Genomic DNA, 25344 nt, shown 5'->3' on the forward strand with positions numbered 1-25344 from the left:
CCGGGAATGTCAACTCCACGGAAATGCATTACTTCTGTGGCTTGAGGTGCTGATCAAAGAAGCCGATGACCGCAGGTCGGAGGTCACGCTGTTTGGGTTGGAGGTGAAAGCTGTGTGGAGCGCCTTCGATTATGATGAGTTCGGTAGGGATACCACCCTTTTTCAGTGCTGCCTGCAGGAGCTCTGACTGTTCTACCGGGACCAGAGTGTCGCGGGTTCCGTGCAGGATGAGGAAGGGGGGATCATCGTCTGAAATATGCGATACTGCAGAGGCCTGTTTGCTGAGTGACTTTTCTTCTTCCGAGAAGGAGCTCAGCAAGTCACGAGATTTCGCCAGGGCAATCAGGTCATGCGCACCGTACATGGGGACCACTGCCTGGATGCGGGACGAAAGGCCTGCATAGGGCTCTTCAGGTTCGAGCTGTGGATCGTCGCCAGTCACAGCCAGCATCGCGACCAGGTGTCCGCCGGCGGAACCACCGATCGCTCCGATGTGGTCGGCGTCGATGTGATATTTGTTGGCATGTTTTCTGAGAAAGCGAACGGCGGTTTTACAATCCTGCAAGTGGCCTGGCCAGACCTGTTTGAGGTTATCAGTAAAGCGAGAATGTCTTTTTGCCAACTGGTAGTTGATGCTGGCACAGACGTAGCCGGCTTTAGCCAGGTTGGTGCCGATGTTGATTTCGCGACGGGCGCCTTTGTCACCGCCATGCCAGCCCCCGCCATGAATAATCACGACGGCGGGGTACGGGCCTTTCCGCAAGCGGGAATCGGGAAGATAGAGATCGAGTTTTTCCTCGCGGCCTGCGCCCAGGTAGTCCACGTCTTTCTGAATCTCTACCTCGGAAAGTTCACGTTTGACCCGTTCGGAGGGGGAAAGGAAGGTGACCCGGTCCCGGCCTGCAAGTTCGGTGAGTTCTTTAATATCGAAAGCTTTGAGCAGACCGAAGCAGAAGAGTTCGGGTGCCTGGCTGACAGCTTTATCCTCTTCGAGTACTTCCTTGAGGGACCCGTAAGAATCCTGCAGCCTGACACCTGAGATGGCTGCGGGTTCGATCGCAGCCGCGACGAGTGTGAACAGGCTGCTGCGGGGGCCGACGGACTGGATCTGAATGGTGGACTGCTTCTGGTCGGTTTTCAACCAGCGGGCGATGGCAGCGAGCTGGCTGGCCTGAATGCCCAGGGGGCGTTCTCCCACGGCAGCGACAAGCAGACCATACAGGAAGTCACGCTGACTGATTTTCGATTCGCCGAAGTAGAAAGGATCGACGGCGAGCACGTTCTGTCCTTGTGCCAGCAATGTTTCAACTGTTGCTGCCAGACTCTGACGGCCTGCATCTGCGACGACGATAGTGGTGGATTTTGCAGAACCTCGTGAAAATACCACGGCAGGGACGGTCCAGTTCTGATCGACGTTCAGTTTCCAGAAGGTGACTTTGGTGTCGCCTGCTGATTTGTGGTCGACCTTAGTGCCGATGACTTTTGACTCTGGGGCAGAGATGAGTTTTTTGAGTGCTGCCCGTTGTTTTTCAGGTGTGGTCTTTTTCGCGGGGCGAGGCAGATCCTGACTGAGTTTAAGGGCCAGAGTGTGGAAGTCCGCATTGTCAGCGGGGAGTTCGACCTGCAGTTCCTCCGCTGTTTTCAATTCTTCGTCACAGGGGATTTCTTCGACTGTCAGCGGTTTGCCGGGTTCGGAGAAGTGTGCTGAGAGCATGCGATAGAGGGCTTCGCGATTGTCTTTGAGGAAGTTGTGCGTGCCGGGATCGTCGTTGATGTGCTTCTGCAGATTTTCTTCTTTGCCGTAGAGCTTGAAGATTGGGAAGGCCGCCTTGAGCAGTGGGGGCTGGGCGTATCCCGATTCGAAGCAGCAGTTGTCTTTCGAGTTGTTGGTCAGCAAGGTCGGACGGGGGGCCCGCATCGCGGTCAGGTGTGTATAGTCTGCATAGAGCGCCAGGTCGTTGGGTGTCTGTTCGGAATCACCCAGGTCTTTGGTGTGATAGTTACGGGTGAGGAAGCTCGAGTAACCGGCTACCGGATTGGAGAGGGTGACCCGTTCGTCGAGGGAGCTGATAAAGATCGTCTGCCAGCCACCTCCAGAGAGGCCTGCGACTGCGACGCGCCGGGGGTCAGCGTTAGGATGCGTGAGTAGAACATCGAGCCCTTTTTTCATCGCGAGATAAAAGGGAGCAAGCCCGCTGGTGCCACACAGGTCGAGCTGGTTCATCTTGTAGTGTGTGAAGCCGGGAGAGTTGAGCTGACCCATGCCGAGCCATTCGACGTTGAGAGCCAGCATGCCGCGCTTGGCCTGATTGATACAGCGGACCTGTTTGTAGTCGGCGGCTTTTCCATCATTGCGGTCGTGACCGTTGACGTTCATCACGACAGGAACTTTGCCCGTCAGGTCATTGGGAATGTAAAGCAGGGCGGGGACCCAGAGTCCGGGGACGGCTTCGAAGCGAAGTTTCTGGATTTTGTATTCGGGACCGCCGGGGATGGTCTCTCCCCAGACGACGTTCAGTTTCGTGTCGCGCCATTTGGCGGCTTCACCACGATAGACGACTTTGTCCAGAACCTCTTTGCGAATGCGGTTATTGACCTTTTCCCATTCGGCGACGCTGCTGACTTCGGGCATGCCGGGGACTTTGGGAGCGATAAATGCCTGTACCTCTTTCCAAGGCTGATCTTTTTCCAGGATCGGTTGTTTCAGACAGTTCTGCAGGTCGGGTTCAGCGGCTGACAATCGCGAAAAACTGAGAGAAAGCAGGCTGCAGAAGACGAGTAGAGTGCGGACTGAATGGTGCCTCATGGCTGGAGCTCCCGATGAATTCTGGTGGGATCTGATAAATCAATATTGATTCATTCTGCGAAAAACGGGCAGGGAACACAAGTTGGTTAGGAAAATTAAAGAAGCGGCACGCGCAGCACGAACCCCGGTTGCTGGCCAAGTATCAGCAAGGTTCTGGTCAGGATTTTTTGCCTAACTCGATGGAACGGAGTGTGGCCGCAGCGACGGCGTTCATGAGGCTGCTGCGCAGGCCTCCCGATTCAAGGGCGTGGATGCCGGCGATCGTGGTACCACCTGGACTGGTGACCGCATCTTTAAGGGCACCGGGATGTTCACCGGTTTCGAGCACCATCTCCGCGGCGCCTTTCACCGTCTGTGCAGCGAGCTGAGTAGCGACGTGGCGGGGGAGTCCCATCCGCACGGCGCCATCGCTGAGGGCTTCAATGATCTGATAAATATAAGCGGGACCGGAGCCGGACAGTCCGGTGACGGCGTCGAGTTGTGACTCGGGCACTTCGACGGCGGTGCCGACGGTGGAGAGCAGGGAGTCGACCAGGCTGGCATCGGCTTCTGTCGCATTGCCTCCCCGGGCGAATGCAGAGGCCCCCTGTTTCACCAGACAGGGGGTGTTAGGCATGACGCGGATCACGCGGATGGAATCCCCGAGAGTCTCGAGGAAGAGAGAGAGTGGAGAACCAGCGGCGATGGAGACCAGCAGCTGTTTCCCGGTAATTGTGCCTTTCAGTTCCTGCAGAACGTCGGGGAGCTGCTGCGGTTTGACTGCGAGGATCACGATGTCGGACTGTTCAGCGACGGTGAGATTGGCCTCAAGAGTAGTTGCACCGGTTTCGTGGGCAAATTTTTCCCGGGCTGACTCGTAAGTGTCGCTGGCACAGACGTTTTCTGCAGAAGTGAAACCGGAGGAAATCAGGCCTCCTGCCAGGGCGGTCGCCATGCGTCCTGCACCAATAAAACCGACTTTCATTTGTCTACTGTCTGACATTCTGGGGGGCTTTCTGCTGTCTGTAGCTGTCAATTCGACTGTAATTTGAGGCTATTTCGTGCTGTCCTCAAATTTTCCTTCGGATAGTCCCTGATAGAGAGGACGTAAACTGCTAGAATACTATCTGCGTCTACGATATCAATGTAAGCGTAAGTAACTTTGAATTGTAACACCAACGATCGGAATGTGCATCAGTGCCCGTTTCAGACGTGTTGATCCATAAATGCGAGCTGATTGCGAGATGAAGACGGCCGGTTATAATAAGCTGCAAAATGCAACCGGGAATGAAAGCCAAACGAGAATGTCAGACGTGGTTCCCCCCCCGATTCGTGTGGGGGCGGTCTCTTATCTCAATTCGAAACCGCTGATTCAGGATCTGGAAGATCTCGCGGATAATGCTGAACTGATGTTGGATTATCCCAGCCTGCTGGCTGATGATCTGGCTGAGGGGCGAATTGATGTGGGGCTCATTCCCTCAATTGAAGTCATTCGCAGTCCCCACTATGAAGTGATTTCCAATGCCTGTGTGGCGACTCAGGGGCCGGTGCTGAGTGTGAAAATGTATAGCCGCGTGCCTCTGGGCAAAATCAAGCGACTGGCACTGGACATGGGCTCGCGGACGAGTGCGACGCTGGTCAGAATCATGCTGGCGGAGCAGTACGGCGTGTTTCCGGAAGTGGAACCGCTGCCGATCGAACAGACCATTGAAGCAACAACCGCAGATGCGATCCTGCTGATCGGCGATCGGGCGATTCATACACCAAGTACGAAGTTCGCTGCGACTTGGGATCTAGGCGAAGAGTGGTTGCGCTGGACAGGGCTGCCGTTCGTCTTCGCGATGTGGGCCGTCCGTAGGGATCAGGATACCGGATCGCTGGAGACCGCGTTATGTCAGGCACGCGACAGGGGTGTATCGATGCTGGACGAGATTGCCCGACGGGAAGCACCTAAGCTGGGCATTGACGTGGCGGTGGCAGAAAGCTATCTGAAGAATAATCTGAGTTTTTATCTGGGATCTGCAGAGCGTTGCGGATTGCAGCTGTTTCAAGAATTAGCCATTAAAACGGGACTTGCTCCCGAGGGGGTTCCTCTTGTCTTCCGAAATTGCATCTCTGCTGGATAAAGCAGTCGCCGGCGAACGTCTGAACCGAGAAGAGGGGCTCAAGCTGATGGAGTCTCACGATCTGGTTGCGCTGGGCAAGGCAGCCAACGAAGTCACGAAGCGACTGCACCCCGAGCCTTACCGGACCTATAACATCGACCGGAATATCAACTATTCGAATTCCTGTACGGCGGTCTGTGATTTCTGTGCGTTTTACCGGAATCCGAAGTCGCCGGACGTGTATGTGCTCAAGCCGGAGCAGCTGTATCAGAAAATCGAAGAGACCATCGAACTGGGGGGAGACCAGATCCTGCTGCAGGGAGGTCTGCACCCGACTCTGAAGCTGGAGTGGTATGAAGATCTGCTCCGCGATCTGCGGGAACGATATCCGACCGTAAACGTGCATGGCTTCAGTCCGCCGGAACTGCATCACTTCACCAAGGTCAACAAGCTGCCTCTCCGCGAAGTGCTGCAGCGGTTGAAAGATGCCGGCCTGGGTAGTCTGCCCGGCGGGGGAGGCGAGATCCTCGTGGACCGGGTCCGCAAGGAAATTACCCGCGGCAAAGCGCTGACCGACGAATGGCTGGAAGTGAATCGGGTATGGCACGAACTGGGGGGCATCTCGAGTGCCACGATGATGTTCGGCCATATCGAGACACTGGCTGAGCGGATTGAGCACCTGGATCGCCTGCGTGAACTGCAGGATGAGACGGGCGGCTTTTCGGCATTCATCTGCTGGACGCTGCAGCCTGATCATACCGATATGGATTACGTACCACCTGCCGGGGCATTCGAATATCTGAAGACCCAGGCTGTGAGCCGTCTGTACCTCGATAACTTTAAGAATATCCAGTCCTCCTGGGTGACACAGGGAGAAAAGACGGGGCAGATGGCACTCTTCTTTGGTGCCAATGATATGGGCAGCCTGATGATTGAAGAGAATGTGGTTTCCCAGGCGGGAACAACTCATCATCTGACAGTTGAGACAATTCGTCGCTGTATTACGGAATCGGGATACATTCCCCGGCAGCGGAATGTCTTTTATGAATATATCGATGATCCTGATTCTAATGGTCCTGCAAGGGGTTCAGGTCGCGTTCCTCTGCCCGTGCTGAACTGAGAGAAAATCGGTCAGAGAAACAGCTCAGTGCAGCCGATTCGCCATGATAGGTTATGCTTGCTTATATTAATGAAATATCGGTAAGCCTCTTCGGTCTGTCGATTTCCTGTTGAAGGTCGACAGGTGTATCGGGCAGCAGGAATAATGGACGAATATGATTCACATCGAGCAACTGAGTAAAAGTTTCGATGATTTGCGACGTGGCAGCATTGTCGCACTCGATTCAGTGAGCTTCGATGTCCAGGCCGGAGAAATCTTCGGCCTGCTGGGACCCAACGGTGCAGGTAAGACAACCTGTCTGCGATTGTTGAGCACCGTGCTGCAACCCACATCCGGAACCGCGACCGTGGCCGGTTATGACGTGCGAACGCATCCTCAGGAAGTCCGCTCCCATATCGGCTTCATGTCAGGCAATACGGGAATCTATGACCGGATGACGGCCTGGGAGATGGTCGAATACTTCGGGCGACTGTACGGTATTGAAGAAGGCCCCCTGCAGGAGCGGCTGGAGTGGATCTTCACCACGCTGCAGATGCAGGACATTCGGGACATGCTGGGCTCAAAGATGTCCACGGGGATGAAGCAGAAAGTTTCAATCGCCCGTACGATCGTGCACGATCCGCCGGTGTTAATCTTTGACGAGCCGACTTCAGGCTTGGATGTGCTGGTAGCACGAGCGGTTCTGAAGACGGTGGAAGCTTTGCGCGAAGAGGGTAAATGCATCATCTTTTCGACACACATCATGCGGGAAGTGGAAAAACTCTGCGACCGGGTGGCGGTGATTTATAAAGGTACCATCCTGGCAATCGGCAGTATTCCTGAACTCGAGGAACAATATCACGAATCGGATATGGAAGAACTGTTTTTCCATCTCATTCAGAAGCATGAAGATGAGCTGGCGATGAAGGCACAGACAGACCAATGATACAGTGGAAGAATATCAAGCTCATTTTGATGCGTGAATTGCGCGACCAGCTCCGCGACCGGCGGACGCTGTTTATGGTCGCCATTCTCCCACTGCTGCTCTATCCGGCGATGGGTATCGGGATGGTGCAGATGACTGTGATGTTTTCGGAGCAGCCGCGGAATGTTGTGCTGCTCGGGGCGAAAGATTTGCCTCAGCATCCGCAGTTGCTGGAAGGGGATCGATTCGTCTCCAACTGGTTTATGAATCCCGCCGACGCGGACAAATTGCGGGTGATTACCGATGCACAGGTTGCCGAGAATGACCTGTCCGACATTGATAGCGAAGAGCGGGAAAAACTGCTGGAGCAGGCCCATGAACTGGAAGTGGATCTGAAGCTGCATCAGCAACTTCTGGATACCTGGGATCAGTTGCAGGTTCGACTAAGTCAAATACAGACGAAGTTAGATCAACATCAGAAAGAGCCGACTGAGGGTGACACTCAGTCGGAAGAAAAGCAGCAACTGGTTCAAGAGCAGAAAAAACTTGGTACTGAGAAGATCGAGCTGGCTGAACAGATTACCCAGAGTAATGCACGTCTGAGTAAGCAGTTTGCTGAGAGTCAGATTCAGGTTTTGATTCTGTTTCCCCCGAATCTCTCCAAAGAACTGGAACTGGTCAGTCAGAAACTGGCCCGACATGAGCCGATCGATTTTGATCCGGCCGTCTCGCTGCGACCTCTGGTTCTGGAAAATACTGCGGATGAAAAATCGCGGCTGGCATTCACTCGTGTTCAGGAAGCGCTGGATGCCTGGGAAAATGCGATTCTGCGAGACCGATTGAGCCGTGCCCGGTTACCGGAAAATCTGCCGAATCCGATCAATCCGGATGTGATCGACCTGGCACAGGATGATCAGCTGGCTGCGAACCTGTGGAGCAAGCTGTTTCCAGCGTTGCTGATCATCATGGCAGCGACGGGTGCTTTTTACCCGGCGATCGACCTGGGGGCCGGTGAAAAAGAGCGGGGCACGATGGAGACGCTGCTGATTTCACCCGCGCGTCGCACAGAGATCGTGCTCGGTAAATTTCTGACAGTGATGATCTTCAGTGTTTCCACAGCATTGTTGAACCTGGCGAGCATGGGTTTCACCGGCAAACATATGGTGAATGTGGCAGGCAGTGGTGCGTTGTCGAAAATCGGTGATCTGTCGTTTCCTTCTGCTTCTGCACTATTCTGGATTGTGATTCTGCTGATTCCGCTTTCGGCGTTATTCAGTGCCCTGTGTCTGTCACTGGCGACCTTTGCCCGCAGCAGTAAAGAGGGGCAGTATTATTTAACGCCGCTGTTGATGGTGACGCTGGGATTGACGGTGTTCTGTCTTTCTCCGGCTGTGGAGATCAATGCTTTTTACAGTATGATGCCGATCGTCGGGGTGGCTTTGCTGTTGAAAGGAATGCTGCTGTCTGCGGTGAATGCGGGTGCCTTATATGTCTACGCGATTCCGGTGCTGGTATCGAGTATCGGTTACAGTCTGCTGGCACTCTGGTGGGCCATCGATCAGTTCCAGCGGGAAGACGTATTGTTCCGGGAGGCGGAACGGTTCGAACTGGGATTGTGGCTCAAGCACCTGATGCGGACCAAAGACGCCTTGCCCAGTTTTGCGGAGGCAGGCTTCTGTTTCGTGATCATCATGTTACTGCAGTTTGCCGTGATGAATACGATGCGGGATGCAATTCTGACCGCGCCTGAATCGATGCGGGCGGTACGGAGCATGCAGTTGCTGATGATCCAGCAGCTGGCGATCATTGCGACACCAGCGTTGATCATGGGGATCATGCTGACGACCAGCGTGCGGAAGACGTTTCGTCTCTTTTTCCCCAGCTGGGGTTTCTGGGGCGTAGGACTTCTGTTGCCCTTCATGCTGCATCCGTTGTCGCTGGAACTGTCGGCGAGTCTGCAGTGGTTCTTTCCAAAGTTGCCACCCGGGGCGGCGGCGATTATCAAGGAAATGTCTGATCCCAATCAGTCTTTGTGGTTTATTCTGTTGGCATTTGCAATCGCACCGGGGATTTGTGAGGAAATCGCATTCCGTGGATTTATGCTGAGCGGGTTTGGCCGCCGGGGCCGCGTCTGGCTGGCTGTGATTCTCTCGAGTGTGACGTTTGGTGTGATGCACCAGATTCCACAACAGGTATTTAATGCGACCCTGATGGGGCTGGCTCTGGGGCTGGTCGCGGTTCACAGTCGCAGTCTGTTTCCCGGGATCGCGTTCCATATGATTTATAATTCGCTGTCGGTATTTCGCGAACGGATCCCTGAAAAATGGGAACCGACACACGGTCTGCAGTATTTTGTCAGTATGCAGCCTGAGGGCTTAAGGTATTCCTGGCCGCTGCTGGTCCTGTGTGCTGTGGTCGCATTTCTGCTGCTGCGGTGGACGATTCTGCAGTCCCGCCCGGCCGTCGATCCGAATAGCTCTTCCACGGATTCTCTGACGTCTCCGACCTTCAACCGTCGACTGACGGATACCAAATAAGTGTCGGGCTGATATAATGGGCGACGTCCCTGTTATCCGCCGCTGACCTTTGTTTTGAAACTACAGTCTCTTGGAACGTCAGATTTATCAAGCACGTTGGGTGTTCCCCGTTGCGGGACCACCGTTGCCAGATGCCACTGTCGAAATTGAAGGGACCCGCATTGCGGCCTTCTATGCAGGCAGGCATCCTCGCGCAATCGATCTGGGCAATATGGCTCTGATTCCGGGCCTGGTGAATGCCCACACGCATCTCGAATTCAGTCAACTGCGTGCCCCCCTGGAACCAGCTTCCCCGTTCACCGACTGGATTCGGGCAATCATGAAATCCCGATTTGAGACCGAGCAGCCGGTCACGGAACGGATTCAGCTGGGGATCACAGAATGCCTGTCGTCGGGAACGACTCTGGTCGGTGAAATTGCGACAAGCGTCGAGAGTCTGCGATTGTTTAATATGGAATCACAGGTTCCCCGGGCAGTTGTATTTCGAGAATGCCTGGGGTTTACTCCCGATCGTATCGCGGGGCAGGAGCAGGTTGCCGATGAGTTTCTGGCGGAACCCCTTGCGCCAGCGGCAGTCGAGCGGTTATGCCCGGGCTTGAGTCCGCATGCTCCGTATAGTGTTCATCCCGATTTATATCTGAATCTGGTGCAGCAGGCCCGGGATCAGGGAGTGCCTGCCGCCGTTCATCTGGGGGAGACGGCGGCGGAATATGATCTGCTGGAACGCAAATCAGGCGCATTTGTTGACCTGCTGAGTGAGCTCGGACTGTGGGATCCCAAGATTTTGAAAGACGGGATGCGGATGACCGATTACCTGGCTCCATTGGCAGAATTACCGGCTGCTCTGGCGGTACACGGTAATTATTTCGGCCCGACCGAGTGGGAATTTCTGAGGGGAGCACCGTCAATTTCAGTGGTCTATTGCCCCCGCACGCATCACTATTTCGGGCATTCGGAGCACCCGTGGCTGTCGATGATCGGGCAGGGAATCAATGTCGCGCTGGGGACGGACAGTCGGGCTTCGAACCCGGATTTGAGTCTCTGGAGCGAACTGCAGTTCCTGCGTGAAAGGTATCCCCAGTTGGCCACGGCACTCATTCTGGAGTGTGGTACACTCGCCGGAGCCCGTGCTTTGGGGTATTCCGACGACACTGGTTCGCTGGAGGCAGGAAAAGCCGCAGATCTGGCCCTGATCCAACTACCTGACGATTTTGATGGGGGAACGGATACTGATCTTTTGTTAGATTCCCGATCTTATGTGGCCCGGGTCATGCTGAATGGGCAGTGGATCAATTGATTTCAACTGAAATCACGTTACCCTATAATGTCTATCTTAACGCAGGTCGCGCATTGCACTACTTTTCAACTGTTTCGTCATTGCAAAGTGATTCGAAATTAAGCCGGGCAGGCGGCTCTGTTTTGCCTATGGTTGGCACAACGGTCTTTGTTGGGGAACTGAAGAATGGAAGAAATCATGTCGATTGAATTTGGTCAGGCTGTACCCCAGCAATACTGGTCACTCTCTGATGAAGAGTTTCTGCCCGCAGTCGGCTGGGCATCGAAACCACGCGGCGACCTGATGAAAGGGGCTCAAGCCAGCGACCTGGAACGGTTCGGACAGGGTTTGGCGGCTGTGTTGAAAGCGATTGCCAAGCAGAAAAAGCAGACCAGGCACAGCTTGGAGATGATGTGGTCCGTACTCTGGTCGGCAGAGAAGGTTGAAGACACTGGCCGCACTGCAGATCTGATTCATCTGGTGGAGTCTGCCAGCGCGGTGCCGGCCAAGAGCAAAAAGGCACCCAAAGCGGGCAAAAAGAAAAAAGCCCCAGATCTGAGTTGGGACGAAATCAGTCGCCTGTTGTATGGCTGGCTGGAACAGGTAACGCTTTCAGAGCCGATGCAGCCGTTCGAATTATTGCTCCTGATGGAACTGCTGGAGAATGTTGGCTATCGCCTGGCACCCGCGACTCTGATCAGTGCATGGCGCGCCTGCCTGTGTGCAGCGGTGGCACATTGTTTCAAGCTGGAAGAGACAGATTTCTCCGAAACTCCGGATGACCAGATCCTGCTTGTTTCCGGTGAAGTTCCCTGGCGGGCCAGCTTTCTGTTTGCAGGAGTCGCAGGCGCCAAGAACCTGAGGCAGCTGGGCCAGCAGAATCTGCGGGACGGTTTCTTCGAGCGGACGGATACCGATGGAACACCTCACGCGGACATGCTCTCACGGATCGACTTCTGGCTGGCAACGATGACGCGTTCCCTGTTTATCGGCCAGGTCTGGAAAAAACGACTCTGGGATAAGGAAGCACAGGAACGGTTTCAACTCACGCTCCAGGTGCTGGTGGCAACCAGTAACGCCTCCGGGAAACTGGCTTTGTGTCCGATCCATGAAATTGGACATGCCGAATTACTGAGTCTGGCCGCTTATTTTTCTGGTCTGTCGAACCGGAGTGCCGAGCGGATGTATCTGAAGGCATTGAATTCCGGGAAGAAAAAACGGTCACAGTTCTTTATCCAAACAGAGGATTATGCTGCGAATCAGTCAGACTGGTCCGCGCTGGCTGTGATGCGAAATTACTGGTCTGACTCATCAAATCTGCTGATGGTGACCTGGAATGGTGATCTGCCGGCTGTCAGTCTTACCGCACTGGGTAAACAGTTGCTGGAAGGACGCTGGGAGTTCTCTCTGACGGTCGATGGTACTGAAGTCAGTGGGGATGGCGAATGGAGCGCTGTCTGCTGGAATTCAGATGAAGACGCCGATTACCTCGAACTGCAAATGGATCTGGAAGGCGGTTACACACTGGATCGTCAGATTCTGTTGCCTCGCAATCAGCATTTTGTCTTTCTGTCAGACATCGTGAATGGTAGCGAAGCGGCACGGTTGGAATACCGTTCCCTGTTGCCCGTGGCCTCTGGTTTCACTGATACTGTGGATGAAGAGACGCATGAACTTTCGCTGAAAACCAAAGGACTCGCGGCGCGCGTCTTTCCGCTGGGGCTACCTCAGGATCGGGATTTCTTCTACCCTGGCAGCCTGAGCCTGAATGAGCGGGGACAGATTGAACTGCATCAGGCAGCAGCGGAAGCGACAGCCTTGTATGTCCCCCTCGTGATCGACTGGGAACCGGACCTGAAACGAAAGCCAGCTGACTGGCAGAGTCTGACCATCAGTGAAGCGGGGAAGATTTCTCCCCGCGATGTGGCCTCCGGCCATCGGTTGCGGATCGGCAAACATCAACTGCTGGTCTATCGCAGCCTGAAGAAGGGTGAGGTGGCCCGGGCCGTGCTGGGACATCATACCAGTTACGAATCAGTGATCGGACGTTTTGATTCTGATGGAGAGCTGACGCCGCTGCTCTTCGTGGAATAATGGGCCTCTGAAATGGCCTGAATCCATGCTTTCTGGATCGACAGGGTACTCAGACGGGCTGGGAACTCTTACAATGGATAGCTTATCGTGCCGTTTTCGGCGTAGATCAGTGAAACTGAAGCGATCAGGATCAAGCGAGGAATCATGTCAGAAGATGTTTTTGCCGCACTGGAAGAGTCACAACAACAATCTCCGGAATCCGTCCTGGAGCGGCTGATTGAAACATTGACCGCTCAGAAAAACTATCATCGTCTGTTTGATGCATTACTGATGCAACAGAAACACGCGATGGGGCTGGAAGTCCTGCAGCCGACGACCTTCGACAATGTTCCTGATGAACGGAAGAGAGAGTTCGAAGAAGCTTACATCGAGGCAGCTCGGAAGGTGGGCAACCTGTTCCTGGACGAAAAAATGTATTCCGATGCCTGGCTTTATTTCCAGACTATTCAGGAACCGGAACAGGTAACAGAGGCTCTCAGCAAGATCAATCCCCGAACTGTGCCCGAAGACAAGGTTGAAGGACTGATTCAGGTTTGTGCGTATGAAGGAGCGAATCCGGAGAAAGGATTCGAGATCATGCTGCAGTCGAACGGAATCTGTAATACGATTACGGTCTTCGACCAGATGAATGCCCAGCTCAAGCCAGAGAGCCGGAAAAAAATCGCACAGCTGCTGGTCGACCAGCTCTATACCGATCTCGTCCAATCCTTGCAGTATCATGTGCAGCAGAAGATGCCGATTGCACCACCCGCTGATAATCTGCGCGAGTTAATGGCCGGCCGGGACTGGATGTTCGAAGGGGGCAGTTACCATATTGATGTCTCCCACCTGAATTCCGTGGTCCGATTTGCACGGCTCCTGTCGGAAGACGATCCGCACCTGGCCAAAGTGATCGAGTTGTGTGAATACGGGGCGCGACTGGATCAGCAGTTTCAGTATCCGGGTGAATCGCCGTTTGAAGATTTTTATCCGGCTCACCTGCATTTCTTCAAGGCACTGGTGGGAGAGGAAAACGATCGGAACCTGGCCATAGGTTATTTCGAGAAGAAGCTCGAAATGGAACCGGATGAAGATGACAAGCAGATGATTGCCTATGTGCTCATTGATCTGTTGACGCGTCTGAAAATGAATGAGCGGGCGATTGAACTGGCGGAAACGTATCTCAGCCAATTTGAAGATCCGAATACGTTCTCTTTCACAAGTCTGTGCCGCCAGACAAATCATCTGGATGTCCTGCAGAAAGTTGCGCGAGGTAAGGGGGATCTGGTGACCTTCGCGGGGGCACTGCTGGACGCTCAGAACAAACCGCAGCCTCAGGAATCCTGATTCCCTGTTTGAAGAGAACAGTCTATGTCTCACCTGCCTCAGAACCGAGCCGCCTGGAACCGGTTGGCAGAAAACCGCAGTCAGTTTACGAAGCTGGCAACCGATGAAGAGTGTCGCAATCCGTTGCAGACGCTGGACTCGCGCGGCTGGCTGCCTGCTTCGGTCGAAGGGAAGTCGGTACTCTGCCTGGCATCGGGGGGAGGCTGGCAGTCGATTCTGTATGCTGCAGCAGGAGCCCGGGTCACCGTTGTTGACCTGAGCAACAAGATGCTGCAACTGGACGAACAGGAAGCGCGCCGTCGCGGGTTGCAGGTCAAGATTGTGGAAACGTCGATGGATGATCTATCGATTCTGCACGAGGCGGAGTTCGATATTGTGCATCAGCCGGTGAGTACCTGCTATGTGCCCGATATTGAAGCGGTGTACCGCGAAATCGCACGTGTGCTGCGTCCCGGTGGTCTGTATATCAGTCAGCATAAGACGCCCACCAGTCTGCAGATTACGCATCGGGATCAGCAGAACCGGTATGTGATCGGTCTGGAATACTATCAGCAGGGCGCATTGCCCAAAGTCGAAGACCGGGCCTACCGCGAAGACGGGGCCACAGAGTACCTGCATCGCTGGGATCAACTGGTGGGGGGCTTGTGCCGCACCGGGTTTGTGATCGAAGATTTACGCGAGCCGCTACGGGCTGACCCCAGTGCACCGGTAGGTCATTTTCGCTACCGGGGACGTTTTGTCGCACCTTACGTACGAATCAAGGCACGACGGATTTCCGAAGATACCGGGAAACAGGAATCTTCGTCTCTCTGGGTCCCTTAGTCGAACTGAGCTTATTCGGCGTCGTAATGAATCAGTGAGAAAACATCGCAGCCATTCATCTTCTCGCGACCGTTGAGGAATGCCAGTTCGATCAGAAAGGCACAGCCCACGATTTCCGCGTTGGAGTGGCGGGCCAGTTCGATACAGGCGGAGATGGTACCCCCGGTTGCGAGCAGGTCATCTACGATGACGACTCGGTCATCTGAATGAATGGAGTCAGTGTGCATTTCCAGCGAGTCGGATCCGTACTCCAGTTCGTAGTGAAAGGCTCTGGTTTCGAAGGGGAGTTTACCTGGCTTGCGAATCGGAATGAAGCGGGCACCGAGGGCCAGGGCCAGGGGGGCTGCAAAGATGAAGCCGCGTGCTTCGGCAGCCAGGATGGCAGTAATTTGTTTATCGCGGTAGTAGTCTGCCAGACGATCGACGACAGCCTGGAATGCCTTCGGCTCGGCCAGCAGAGGTGTGATATCCCGAAACAGGATACCCGGTTTGGGGAAGTCGGGGATCTCACGAATATAATCTTTCAGATCGATCGAGTCATTCATTCTCGGTACTGGCTTTCTCAGGTTCAGGGGTTGGGGTTTCTGCCGACATGTTATCGGGCAGTTGATCCAGATGCTTGCGCGCATTTTCAACAAAGACACTGGCAGCCGGGTCCTGTCCATAGAGGACGATGATCGCACGCCAGACAGCAGCAGCTTCAGCGTATTTCTGTTCTTTCAGCAGAGCGTCTGCCTTGGACATTGATTGCGTGAGCATAATATAACGTTGAGCGGTACGGTTAGGGTCCTGCCGGAGATCGTTGCGCATCTGGATGGCCAGATCCCGCATCTCCTTCTGTTCCGGTTCGTCCGGGAGCAGTTCAATCAGTGAGGACAGAACAATCTCGGCCTGCATCAGGTTTCCTGATTCCAGGTAATTCTGGGCCAGGGCTATGAACCGCTGCGGTTCGGTCTGCAGGCCAGAGCGTGATTTGCGCTTAGCAGTCATGCCGGCTTTCGAGCGGAGCTCATAAGATTGAATGCGACTCAGCTGCTCCTTGATGATGCTCTCGTCTTCATTAGAAGGATTCTCCAGCAGGGGGAGCAGGTATTTATCGCGGGCGATGTACCAGTCGGGGCCTTCCGGCTGCTGCAGGATCTGTTTCGCGTGCTGCAACATTTCCTCGCGGGACAGTTCGCGTTCCTGGAACCAGAAGTAGCCTCCGGCGATGACCAGGGCGAGCAGACCGAGCAGAAACCAGGTGTTGTCAAACAGTTGTCCCAGCCGGGAGCCGGTACTCTCTGCTTCGAGCTGCGCCCGCATCAGTCCCTGCATCAGGGTGCCTGAGCCCGCTCCCTGATCGGAGAAGTCAGAGTGTGCCTGGGTGGAAGTCGCTGAATCTGCGCTGGTGCCGGAAAGTGCATAGGTGTCTTCCGAGGTCGACATCTCATACTTGTTGATCACTTCCTGCAGACGACGTGAGAGCACATACGCATCGGGGTAACGTTTCTGAGGATCTTTTTCAAGGAGCTGGCAGACGATCTCTTCCAGCCAGACCGGCAGATCGTCCACATAGCGACTGGGTCGATCGTATTGGCCGTACTTCTGTTTCTGGATGATGGCCAGCATGGTTTTGCCACTGAAAGGGGGACGGCCGGTGAGCATGACATACATGACGGCACCGAGTGAATACAGGTCGCTCTGGCGAGTAACCCGTTTGCCCTCTGCCTGTTCGGGGGACATGTATTCTGCCGTACCGATGATGCCCCCGGTGACGGTCAGTTTTTCAGTCGCGAAGAGCTGTGCCACGCCGAAGTCGGCCAGCTTGACCGTGTTATCGACTTTGAGAATGAGGTTGGACGGTTTCAGGTCGCGGTGAATGATACCGGCGTCGTGGGATGCCTTGAGGGCAGAGCAGATCTGAATCGAAATATCGACAACGATTTTCCAGTCGAGCCGTTTGTCGCGGCGGAGACGGTTAGTGAGCGTTTCGCCTTCGACATACTCCATTACATAGTAGTAGATGTCGTTTTCGACTCCGCTGTCATAGAATTCGATGACATACGGGTTGTGCATTTTCTTGAGTGCTTCGATTTCACGATGGAAGCGTTCGACGAAGCCGGCTTCACGGGCCAGGGCACTCGGGAGAATTTTTATGGCAACCTGCTGATCGGTGTGGATGTTCGTTGCGAGGTAGACGGAACCCATGCCGCCGGCCCCGATTTTTTTCCCGATCAGATATTCCCCCAGACGTTCGGGGGCGGATTCATGTTCGTGTTTATTCAAGGTTGCTGCTCGGTTTGAAGTGTGTTGGTCGTCGATGAAAAGCGTCGTCAGACTGTCGGTTGTTCAGTGTCAGGAGACTGGCTGAAGTCTATAATCTCAGCAAGCGAAATGAAAGACGATTTCAGTACACTCTATTATGGATGAATCCATGTCTGATGCAAGAAGGAAGGCTGTTCTGCTGATCGCACACGGCAGTCGACGTGCGGCAGCAAATCAGGATCTCGTGCGGCTCGCTGAGATGCTACGGGAACGGTCTGTGTTTCCGATCATCGAGATCGCTTATCTGGAACTGGCGGAACCGACGATCCCTGAGGGGGCGGAACGCTGTGTGGCTGCGGGAGCGGAGGAAGTGTTGATGCTGCCCTACTTTCTCTCGGCAGGTGTCCATGTGCAGAATGATCTGGAAGAGCACCGGAGTGAATTTACGACACAATTCCCCGGGACCGAGTTTAAATTGTGTGGGCATCTGGGCCTGCATCCGCTGATGCTGGAAATTGTACTCGCTCGGTTGCGGGAGGCTGACGAAGTCTGACTACAGTTGTTGCTTGCCTGTACGACAGAGATCATAAAAAAAGGACGCCCCGAAGGACGTCCTTTTTCTCGCAATGAAAACCACTAATTGGTTTTTGTTTCAGCAATCCGACCGAAGGCCTTGAAGGTAATCGGTTCACTGCGACCATCGATGGTCACGGTAAACTCTTCTGAGTATTCACCTGGTTTATCGGGAGGAACGATTGTCAGCGGCAGCACGTGAATAGGCTGAGCTGCTTTCGGCATGCGGATTTTGAATGCTTCATCGTTGGATTCGCATTCAATCTTTGTGATTTCAAATGGCTTTTTGCCCCGCATTACAACATTGACTGTTTTTTCCTGTCCCGGAACCATCATGCCCAGAGAAACGACTTCGGGGGTAATGGTGATGTCAGATTCGACACGGGCTTCGACCAGCAGCGGTACTGTTGTGAAGTTAACGTCGTTGGTCTTCAGGATGAGCTGTTCCCGGATTGGACCTTTAGGAGTCTTGGGATCGAGAGTCAGCATGATGTTGTAATTGACGCGTCCACCACCGCGATTCGTTTCGACAGCCTTGGCAGTCACGTGTGGGTTACGGGATTCGATTCCGGTCAGTGCCCAGTCTTCACGGCCTGCATAAGCGAGAGCCACAGTGGTCTCTGCACCTTTACCGACTTCGACAGAACCGAAGTTGGCAGCACCCGGTGTGAAGACGACATCGGTACGGATATACGAAGTAATCGGGATCCGGACTTCAGCATACTGGGGAGCATCAATGGTGATAATCACGTTAGAATCTTTGCGACGCTGGAAGCGGGCGGTATCCATTTTGACCTGGATGTATCCTTCTTCGCCACTTTCCAAGATGCTCTTGGAAGGCTCAGCAGCCGAACAGCCGCAAGTAGTGCGAACATTGGCAATATGGACGGGATCTTTATAGATATTCTTAATTTTCAGGCGGTATTCGGCATCGGAACCACGGGCGATGACGCCGAAGTCGATTTTGTCTTTATCGAACATCTTCATCGCCCAGTCCTGTCCGAATGATGGGGCAGCATTCAGGACAAACAGACACAGGCTCAGGACGCCGAACCGGAAAATACAGTTTTTCAGCATTATTGAATCTCACTTCTGCAAAAAATGAATTAACTTCGATGTATCACTCAAGTCGAGGCGCTGAGACCGATTTCATCCGGCCAGGGACAATAACCGACTTTCAGCACATAACCCTTACATCATTATAGTGCAGAATCCATTCACAGAGACGTTTCACACTATTTGTAAAAACGGGCTCGGCAGGCAGATAACTGTGGTGCCAAAGTTCAGCAGACAGTCGAGATGCACAAGCCTGAATCAGTTAGCCAGTATTATACTGTGTTTCCGTTTCTGAGATCAAATTTGAGATTCAGAACATCAGTAAATGGCATGTGTGTGACAAATACATCAGTCGGCATCGACACTTTGGTTGTGGCAATTTAGTTCGCATACGTTGAATTGTCAATGTTGTCTCTTTCCGGTCGCAACTACCGGTTCTGGACGGATTAAGCTGCGTAATCGAACCCGATTCAGATGACCTGATGCGATTGTTCATGATGTCGCAAACAGTTTCCATAACTGGCTTTGAGCACTTACTACCCGCAAACGGTATTTTTATTACAACTGGTGAAAATCCATTCAACAGTCTTCTCTATTTGCTGATATTACTCATAGATTAACAGGCTTTCCTAAAGTGGGTGTGCCTGTTCTTTTTCCAGTTCAGCAGGATGCTTACAGCAGTTTAACTCACGGATTGGAAAAGTGGGTTTCTTCAAAATCGAGCCAGCACGCATAGCGCGGAGTGATAGGCTTGAATTACGAGTGGGTTTCCACTCCGGCAAATACAACAGCGGGTCCCCGACGGTTCCAGCTGCATGATAAGGAAGAGGGGATCTCTTTCATTATCAGGTCAGTTTCATTCTGAGAGGAGTGCAGGCTGGTCCGTTTCATACCAAAAGTGTGTGAGTGTGTTGTTAATTCGAGTAGAGAAGTGTGTGAGAAACGTCACTGTCTGCGCCGAGGTGGCGGGAATATCAGTTCGGTCTCATTCAAACAGGGAGCGATAGATTCAAATGAAAATTAAAAATACTGCCAGGGCAGGTATGACCGGACTGCTTGTGCTGGGAATTTCCTGCCTGGTGATCTCAGACCGACTTGAAGCCGGTCACAAATGTGGTCACTGCAAGATGGGCGGTCTGTCGATGTTCCATAAAGGAGCGTGCTGCAGTCCGTGGCGTCCGGGCTTCAAACATAAATGCGGTCATAAGCACAAATGTGGTTCCGGTTGCGGGATGAGTTCCTGCGGCTGCGGAGACTCGTTCGTTGATCAATATTATCAGGGAGTCGTTTATGGTATGGGAAACGTTTCGCAGGGTGGCTGCCGGTCATGCCAGTCTGGAGGTGCTGTGGCTGGTGCTTATGGGATGCCAGCCGGTGGTGGTCTCCCGCCGCAAGCGGGGTTAATTCCCGCTCCGGCAGTGCGACCAACGATTCTGCATTATCCGGGAACGATGGGGATTGCCTATCGTCGACCAACGCGGATGATGCCGGCCGATGGTCCGGAGGGGCATCCGCGCGATGCCGGTCTGGATATCTATGCTCCAGGTGCAACCGACATTCGCGTGGTCGCACTGAACCGACAACGCGATGAGATGGTGGGATATCGTGATCCTGCGAATGATGATATCTGGGAATTCGTGACCAAGCGTCCTTTAATTCCCGGGATTCAGCATGTCTATCAGGTGTATGCGATATTCCCTGAGACAGGAAATGTTCCCCAGACCAGACGAGTCCGTCTGATTATGGGACGAATCGTCGAACTCAGTTACAAACCGTATCCTCCAACTGACGGCACCCACCGGTAAGGTGCCGGGGTTCAAAAGTATTCCTGTCAGCTCGAGCCGGGAACGACTGCTGAACCTGTTCGACTCGATTCCTCCCTGTGCACGCACGCCCTGTCCGGAACGTGGTAGATTCTGATTGATGAAGTCTGGCCTCTGGTTAGCCAGAAAGCTTCATCTCAGCTATCATGTTCGGGACAGGGCGTGTTTTTGTTGAACTCTGCCCGCACGGTAATTCTGCCAACCCGGGAAGACAGGCTGAATTGTGAACGAGGTTGACTATCTGAGCATCATTTCCGGCGCCCGACATGATTGGCGTGCCCGGTGTCTCAAACCCTGTTTCGGGTTTCTCAGCCTCTTCTATGGAACCGCGGTCGCTGTTCGCAACCGTCTGTTTGACTGGGGTCTTAAACGGGCACGACCGGTGAGCGTGCCGGTGATCAGCCTGGGAAACCTGACGACCGGGGGGACCGGGAAGACACCGTTAGTTGCCTGGCTGTCTCAGTGGTTTCAAGCACAAGGGATTTCTGTCGCGCTACTCAGCCGAGGTTATCGTGCGCTGCCCGGTGAAGTGAATGATGAGAAACTGCTGCTGGATCGACTCTGCCCGCAGGTGCCGCATTATCAGAATCCGGATCGTTGTGCTTCAGCAGAGAAGGCTGTTGAAGCAGGGGCACGCTTACTGATTCTGGACGACGGGTTTCAGCATCGCAGGCTCGCACGTGATCTTGATATCGTGTTGATCGATGCGGTGAATCCCTGGGGCTACGGTCATCAATTACCGCGGGGACTGTTACGGGAGTCGAAGTCGGGATTGCGGCGGGCAGGATTTGTGTTGATCACGCGGGTGGATCAGTGTCCGCCTGAGTTGCTGGAGAATCTGATAACGGAAGTCAAACAATTTGTGCCCGAGCACAGGATCGCCCATGTGCGTTTTGTTCCCCGGGGCCTGGTCAATGCCGCTGGAGAAACCAGGAGCCTGCATGAAGTGACCGGGAAACAGGTATGGGGTTTTTGCGCGATCGGGAATCCTCGCGGATTTCAGCAAACACTGGTGGATGCGGGAGGCCGGGTTTGCGGCATGCGCGTCTTTGCGGATCATCACCACTATCGTGAAAGAGACCTGCAGGAAATTGGCTCAGAGGCAGCACAGTCGGGAGCCGAGTTGATTTTGACGACTGCGAAAGACCTGGTGAAAATTAGTGAACAAAAACTGTCAGGGCTTCCGGTCTGGGCGGTGGAAATCGGTGCGGAAATCGTGCAGGGAGCGGCTGATTTTGAGGAAATCCTGCGGAAAACGGGGCTGGCGGAGTCGGGGGAATAAGTCTGTACCCGCTGAGTCAGGGAGGGAATCAGCTCCAAACCAGTGGAAAACCAATCTATATCGGGTTAAATCACGTCAGAGATCCCGAAATTTGCTGTAATCCCGTTTCAGATATACTTGATTTTGGTTCTGCGTTCTGTCATCCTGAGAAGAGAGTAACTTCACACAATGCAGGCCGTTTACCCCGTAAACGAACTTTTCCTGCCAGAAACCTACCAAACTGACGGGCCGCTTAGACTGAATGTGGTGACCGTATCCCTGCCTCCATCATTGGTCTGTTCAATCATAATTCAAATAAACGAGGTGTTTAAGTTATGCAAAAGAAAAATATTAGCCAGGTTCTGCTCGCCGCTGTTTTGATCTCTGGCCTGAATTTTTTCACGCCTGTTACTGCTTCTGCAGAAGGCTGGGGTTCGATCACTGGTAAGTTTGTCTTCGATGGTCCTGTCCCCGAGCGTCCCGTACAGCGAAAGAAAGGCGATCCCAACGTCAAGGATGCTGCCGTTTGTGCAGCTGACACTCATCTGGGAAATGACCTGGTTGTCAATCCTGACAACAAAGGCATCCAGAATATCTTCCTCTACATGCGTCGGGCAAAAGACATTCATCCCGATCTGAAGGAATCCAAAGACAAGACCGTCGTGTTCGACCAGAAAGGTTGTACTTTCGAGCCTCACGCTCTGATTGTTCGTACCGACCAGAAAGTGATTGTCAAATCTGACGATCCCGTCGCTCACAACACCCATACCTTCCCGATCAAGAACCAGGCTGTCAACTTCATCCTGGCTCCCAAAGATCGTGAAGGAAAAGAAGTTTCCAACCCGATTCCTGAAATTCTGCCGATGCAGGTTAAGTGCGACATCCATCCCTGGATGACCGCTTACTGGTTCGTGGTAGATCATCCTTACGCTGTGGTATCTGATGCAGATGGAAAATTCACCATCAAGAATCTGCCCGCCGGTAAGCAGACTTTCCGGATCTGGCATGAAAAGAAAGGTTACCTGGATCGTAGCTTCAACGTGAACGTCAAGGACGGGGAAACCCTCGACCTGGGCGAGATCAAATACAAAGCATCTGATTTCGAGTAATCCTCTGTAACATCAGAGAAACGTACAGACAGGGCACGTCCGATTGGGCGTGTCCTTTTTAATGCCCTTAGATCTGTTGCTGAATGATGCGGGGTCGTTTTCGCCATGCATAAACCGTGCGGTTGCATCGCTCTGCTGGTGCTGGGAGCGATCTTATTCTCGACAGAGATCAGCCTGGCTCAGACAGAGCCACAGGCAGCCGCCGATCAATTTCGCGAATCGGTCTCCCTGGACGTGAATAATGCGGTGCTCAAGAAGATGGGCTCCGTGCAGGATTTTCTGGCAGGCGCGCAATGGGAAGACGCGATCAACAGTCTGATCCAGATCTCCCAGGAATACGGCAACACGCTTTATCCGGAATCCCCGGGACGCTATCTGCGGGTGGCGACTTACTGTCAGAACCTGCTCGCAGGATTTCCCCCGGAAGCGATTCAGATCTACCGGGAAAAGGTTGATCCCCGGGCCCGCAGGTGGCTGGAAGAGGCGGAAGCGGAATCGTCGGTCGGCCCGCTGTTGCAGATTGTCGATCAGGCACTGATGAGCAGTTACGGCGACGATGCCCTGTATCGCCTCGGCGAAATCTCCTGGGAACGCGGTGAACTGGGACAGTCGCGGGATTACTGGCGGAAACTGCTACCGCCTGAACCGGGATCTGCAGCGCGCAGTGATACCGGACTCTTCTATTATCCCGATTCCGATTTATCTGTACCCCCGATTCTGGCGCGTCTGATTCTGGTCAGTCTATTCGAGGGAAATTTCAAACAGGCTGAAGCGGAACTGGCTGTGTTTCGCGAGCGGTATCCCGATGCGGAAGGCTCACTCGCCGGTAAGCAGGGGAACCTGGCAGACCAACTTACAGGAATTCTATCAGATCGCGGTCAGGTCTCACTGGCGCATGATCAAGACGAAATGCAGACCTTTGCCGGACACCAGACCCGTAATTTCCGGGCCGGACATGCTCTGGACGTCGGGGCCGCAGCCTGGTCTTTTCGTGTGCCTCTGGTCTGGAGCCAGGAATACACGCGGAAACCTGCCTTTGGTCAACGCGTGCCGCCGGGACTCTTCCCTGTTGTACATGGGGAGCATGTTTTTATTAATGACTCAGAACGCATTTATGCACTCAACTGGAAGACAGGAACACCCGCCTGGTCTGACGCGGATCCTCAGGCGAGTCCGATTATATATCCTTCCGTTCTACAGGGGGCAGTCAGACTGCCGTTTCGTTCCGTCGTGGGAGTCCCCCGGTTTACGATGACTGTTGCCGACGGACGGTTATACGCCCGCATGGGATCGCCGGTTACTTCCGTGGCGAAAGATGAGCGGCTGGGACTGTTTTCGGAACTGGTTTGCCTGGACTTGAATGAAGGCGAAGGCAAAATGCTCTGGAAGATTTCTTCCGCCGAGTTGCGCGAGCAGAATTTTGTCTGGTCGTTTGAAGGGGCACCAGTTATTGCCGGTGATCGTTTCTACGTCGTGTTACACCGGGGTTTTCCCGAAGTGCAGACGAATGTCGCCTGTTTCTCTACCGAGACCGGGGAGATGCTGTGGAATCAGAAAGTCTGCCTGGCACTGCGGAACATTGAAGAGGGTGTGAACTACATTACCCATCTGCTGCTGACACTCGCAGAGGGGCAACTGTATCTCTCCACGGATATGGGAGCGATCGCATCACTGAATTCTCAGGATGGGAAACTCAACTGGGTCGTGACATACCCTTCCGCAGACGATGTTTCCCGGCGGGAATTGAGCGATCACATGATGAGTGGTCTGGTCCCCTGCCTGTATGACCAGGGAATTCTATTCGTCGCTCCCCAGGATACGAAAACCCTCATGGCCTTCGATGCGTCTTCGGGACTTTTGCTCTGGGAGCGGGAATGGCCGGAGCAGATTCGAAACCTGCTGGGAGTCACAGCGCGGACCCTGGTAGTCAGCGGGAATCAACTGTATGGCATCGATCGGGCAAGTGGGGCGTTACGCTGGAAGGCAGGCTATCTTGATCCGGAGGGTTTCGGCTATGGTCGAGGGCTGCTCGCTGGAGAGAACGTATACTGGCCGTTGAGGGATGAATTGCTGGTCGTAGACATTGAGCGAGGCACACTCAAACAGAGAATCCCGTTGCAAGCCTTACAGGGAGAAACGGGAGGGAACCTGGTGATCGCGGGAGATCAGCTGTTGATCGCGCAGCCCCGAAAGGTGACCGCGTTCCAGAATCACGGCATCGTGCCTGGATCACGAAAAGCGAATGAGAATCTGTCTGCAGAGAAGACGCAGGCACGTTGAAAATGTAAGATGTAATGTAGCTCCAA

18 protein-coding genes are annotated in these 25344 nt (G+C 53.8%); 13 read left to right on the forward strand and 5 right to left on the reverse strand.

What is annotated here, in order from left to right; all coding sequences use genetic code 11:
- Positions 1–28: 28 nt before the first annotated feature.
- Together HG66A1_RS02385 and proC are read right to left on the reverse strand one after the other, a co-directional pair.
- The gene (locus tag HG66A1_RS02385) at positions 29–2806 is read right to left on the reverse strand and encodes an alpha/beta hydrolase (protein WP_145180494.1); all 2778 of its coding nucleotides are present in this window, start codon (positions 2804–2806) and stop codon (positions 29–31) included.
- A gap of 157 nt (positions 2807–2963) precedes the next feature.
- Positions 2964–3788: a pyrroline-5-carboxylate reductase gene (proC, locus tag HG66A1_RS02390; RefSeq protein ID WP_145180496.1), complete on the reverse strand. Its 825-nt coding sequence runs from the start codon at positions 3786–3788 to the stop codon at positions 2964–2966.
- Positions 3789–4089: 301 nt separating this feature from the next.
- Here proC and HG66A1_RS02395 point away from each other — a divergent pair, with 301 nt between their 5' ends.
- The 8 genes from HG66A1_RS02395 (at position 4090) to HG66A1_RS02430 (ending at position 14969) form a co-directional block, all read left to right on the forward strand.
- On the forward strand, positions 4090–4911 hold the full coding sequence (locus HG66A1_RS02395; protein WP_232102114.1) for a menaquinone biosynthetic enzyme MqnA/MqnD family protein: 822 nt from the start codon (positions 4090–4092) through the stop codon (positions 4909–4911).
- Positions 4880–6010, forward strand: a complete 1131-nt coding sequence (mqnC, locus tag HG66A1_RS02400; protein WP_145180498.1) for a cyclic dehypoxanthinyl futalosine synthase — start codon at positions 4880–4882, stop codon at positions 6008–6010. Before HG66A1_RS02395 ends, mqnC begins: the two co-directional genes overlap by 32 nt.
- Positions 6011–6164: 154 nt before the next feature.
- Positions 6165–6935, forward strand: a complete 771-nt coding sequence (locus HG66A1_RS02405; protein ID WP_145180500.1) for an ATP-binding cassette domain-containing protein — start codon at positions 6165–6167, stop codon at positions 6933–6935.
- 29 nt (positions 6936–6964) lie between these two features.
- Positions 6965–9451 (forward strand): ABC transporter permease subunit/CPBP intramembrane protease, encoded by a 2487-nt coding sequence (locus tag HG66A1_RS02410; RefSeq protein WP_232106741.1) that lies wholly within the window; start codon positions 6965–6967, stop codon positions 9449–9451.
- A 124-nt stretch (positions 9452–9575) separates the two neighbouring features.
- On the forward strand, positions 9576–10748 hold the full coding sequence (locus tag HG66A1_RS02415) for an amidohydrolase family protein (protein ID WP_145180504.1): 1173 nt from the start codon (positions 9576–9578) through the stop codon (positions 10746–10748).
- A gap of 177 nt (positions 10749–10925) precedes the next feature.
- Complete coding sequence (locus HG66A1_RS02420) at positions 10926–12821, forward strand: hypothetical protein (protein ID WP_145180506.1); 1896 nt, start codon at positions 10926–10928, stop codon at positions 12819–12821.
- 144 nt (positions 12822–12965) lie between these two features.
- On the forward strand, positions 12966–14147 hold the full coding sequence (locus tag HG66A1_RS02425) for a hypothetical protein (RefSeq protein ID WP_145180508.1): 1182 nt from the start codon (positions 12966–12968) through the stop codon (positions 14145–14147).
- Positions 14148–14171: 24 nt separating this feature from the next.
- The gene (locus tag HG66A1_RS02430; protein WP_145180510.1) at positions 14172–14969 is read left to right on the forward strand and encodes a class I SAM-dependent methyltransferase; all 798 of its coding nucleotides are present in this window, start codon (positions 14172–14174) and stop codon (positions 14967–14969) included.
- Positions 14970–14980: 11 nt separating this feature from the next.
- Here HG66A1_RS02430 and HG66A1_RS02435 read toward each other — a convergent pair whose 3' ends face one another.
- Positions 14981–15514, reverse strand: a complete 534-nt coding sequence (locus tag HG66A1_RS02435; RefSeq protein WP_145180512.1) for an adenine phosphoribosyltransferase — start codon at positions 15512–15514, stop codon at positions 14981–14983.
- Complete coding sequence (locus HG66A1_RS02440) at positions 15507–17237, reverse strand: serine/threonine protein kinase (protein WP_145180513.1); 1731 nt, start codon at positions 17235–17237, stop codon at positions 15507–15509. Before HG66A1_RS02440 ends, HG66A1_RS02435 begins: the two co-directional genes overlap by 8 nt.
- Positions 17238–17373: 136 nt before the next feature.
- Between HG66A1_RS02440 and HG66A1_RS02445 the strand changes: the two genes are divergently transcribed.
- Positions 17374–17769 carry a sirohydrochlorin chelatase gene (locus HG66A1_RS02445; protein ID WP_145180515.1) on the forward strand — a complete coding sequence of 132 codons (396 nt, stop codon included), beginning with the start codon at positions 17374–17376 and terminating at the stop codon, positions 17767–17769.
- A gap of 83 nt (positions 17770–17852) precedes the next feature.
- Here HG66A1_RS02445 and HG66A1_RS02450 read toward each other — a convergent pair whose 3' ends face one another.
- The gene (locus HG66A1_RS02450; RefSeq protein WP_145180517.1) at positions 17853–18866 is read right to left on the reverse strand and encodes a DUF1573 domain-containing protein; all 1014 of its coding nucleotides are present in this window, start codon (positions 18864–18866) and stop codon (positions 17853–17855) included.
- A 992-nt stretch (positions 18867–19858) separates the two neighbouring features.
- Between HG66A1_RS02450 and HG66A1_RS02455 the strand changes: the two genes are divergently transcribed.
- From HG66A1_RS02455 to HG66A1_RS02470, 4 genes are all read left to right on the forward strand, one after another.
- Complete coding sequence (locus HG66A1_RS02455) at positions 19859–20650, forward strand: hypothetical protein (RefSeq protein ID WP_145180519.1); 792 nt, start codon at positions 19859–19861, stop codon at positions 20648–20650.
- Positions 20651–20891: 241 nt separating this feature from the next.
- Complete coding sequence (gene lpxK, locus HG66A1_RS02460; RefSeq protein WP_197996951.1) at positions 20892–21950, forward strand: tetraacyldisaccharide 4'-kinase; 1059 nt, start codon at positions 20892–20894, stop codon at positions 21948–21950.
- A gap of 314 nt (positions 21951–22264) precedes the next feature.
- Entirely contained in the window at positions 22265–23038 is a 774-nt protein-coding gene (locus HG66A1_RS02465) for a hypothetical protein (RefSeq protein ID WP_145180523.1), read from the forward strand.
- 105 nt (positions 23039–23143) lie between these two features.
- Positions 23144–25318, forward strand: a complete 2175-nt coding sequence (locus HG66A1_RS02470) for a PQQ-binding-like beta-propeller repeat protein (protein ID WP_145180525.1) — start codon at positions 23144–23146, stop codon at positions 25316–25318.
- Positions 25319–25344 lie beyond the last annotated feature (26 nt).

The sequence above is a fragment of the Gimesia chilikensis genome, from assembly GCF_007744075.1.
Lineage (GTDB): Bacteria > Planctomycetota > Planctomycetia > Planctomycetales > Planctomycetaceae > Gimesia > Gimesia chilikensis_A.

What these genes read in the sequence shown, in the direction of transcription:
- HG66A1_RS02385 (WP_145180494.1), bottom strand. Translation starts at nt 2,806, where the DNA reads ATGAGGCACCATTCAGTCCGCACTCTACTCGTCTTCTGCAGCCTGCTT.
- proC (WP_145180496.1), bottom strand. Translation starts at nt 3,788, where the DNA reads ATGTCAGACAGTAGACAAATGAAAGTCGGTTTTATTGGTGCAGGACGC.
- HG66A1_RS02395 (WP_232102114.1), top strand. Translation starts at nt 4,090, where the DNA reads ATGTCAGACGTGGTTCCCCCCCCGATTCGTGTGGGGGCGGTCTCTTAT.
- HG66A1_RS02405 (WP_145180500.1), top strand. Translation starts at nt 6,165, where the DNA reads ATGATTCACATCGAGCAACTGAGTAAAAGTTTCGATGATTTGCGACGT.
- HG66A1_RS02410 (WP_232106741.1), top strand. Translation starts at nt 6,965, where the DNA reads ATGCGTGAATTGCGCGACCAGCTCCGCGACCGGCGGACGCTGTTTATG.
- HG66A1_RS02420 (WP_145180506.1), top strand. Translation starts at nt 10,926, where the DNA reads ATGTCGATTGAATTTGGTCAGGCTGTACCCCAGCAATACTGGTCACTC.
- HG66A1_RS02425 (WP_145180508.1), top strand. Translation starts at nt 12,966, where the DNA reads ATGTCAGAAGATGTTTTTGCCGCACTGGAAGAGTCACAACAACAATCT.
- HG66A1_RS02430 (WP_145180510.1), top strand. Translation starts at nt 14,172, where the DNA reads ATGTCTCACCTGCCTCAGAACCGAGCCGCCTGGAACCGGTTGGCAGAA.
- HG66A1_RS02435 (WP_145180512.1), bottom strand. Translation starts at nt 15,514, where the DNA reads ATGAATGACTCGATCGATCTGAAAGATTATATTCGTGAGATCCCCGAC.
- HG66A1_RS02445 (WP_145180515.1), top strand. Translation starts at nt 17,374, where the DNA reads ATGGATGAATCCATGTCTGATGCAAGAAGGAAGGCTGTTCTGCTGATC.
- HG66A1_RS02450 (WP_145180517.1), bottom strand. Translation starts at nt 18,866, where the DNA reads ATGCTGAAAAACTGTATTTTCCGGTTCGGCGTCCTGAGCCTGTGTCTG.
- HG66A1_RS02455 (WP_145180519.1), top strand. Translation starts at nt 19,859, where the DNA reads ATGAAAATTAAAAATACTGCCAGGGCAGGTATGACCGGACTGCTTGTG.
- HG66A1_RS02465 (WP_145180523.1), top strand. Translation starts at nt 22,265, where the DNA reads ATGCAAAAGAAAAATATTAGCCAGGTTCTGCTCGCCGCTGTTTTGATC.
- HG66A1_RS02470 (WP_145180525.1), top strand. Translation starts at nt 23,144, where the DNA reads ATGCATAAACCGTGCGGTTGCATCGCTCTGCTGGTGCTGGGAGCGATC.